This is a genomic window from Komagataeibacter kakiaceti JCM 25156, assembly GCF_000613305.1.
The window spans coordinates 1-506 of the sequence record NZ_BAIO01000938.1 but is presented as its reverse complement, the minus strand read 5'-3'; the positions used below and the strand labels follow the sequence as shown (position 1 = coordinate 506).

Here is a 506-nt window from a genome sequence, read left to right as displayed (position 1 = left end):
CGCCACGCTGGACCATCTGGCGGGCATGATGGAACGCGAGCGCGCTCTGGTCGCGACCATCCAGTCCGCCATGATCTATCCCGCCATGCTGATGCTGGCCGCCATCGGTTCGGTCGTGCTGCTGCTGACACAGGTGCTGCCCCAGTTCGTGCCCCTGTTCGCCGAAAACAATGCAACCCTGCCGCGTTCGACCAGGATGCTGATCGCGATGGGGAACTGGCTGGAACATGATGGCCCGCCGCTGCTGGGCGGGGTGGTGTGCATGGTTGTGCTGGCGCGGTTTCTGCTCAAACGGCGGGGGCCACGTTTATGGGCGGACCGGATGTGGCTGCGGCTGCCGGTTATGGGAACACTGGCGCGTGAAATCACCGCCGCCCATTTTACCCGCACGCTGGGCACGCTGCTGATGAATGGCGTGCCCCTGCTGGCCGCGCTGGCGATCGTGCATGACGTGATCGGCAATCACGCCGTGCGGCAGGCCGTGGGGCGTGCGACCGACACCGCGC

At 66.2% G+C, this 506-nt stretch carries 1 protein-coding gene; it reads left to right on the top strand.

The window, feature by feature from the left end; translation table 11 throughout:
* Nucleotides 1-25 precede the first annotated feature (25 nt).
* A partial coding sequence (locus tag JCM25156_RS20165; RefSeq protein WP_407637149.1) for a type II secretion system F family protein occupies nt 26-506 on the top strand: 481 nt, incomplete at its 3' end.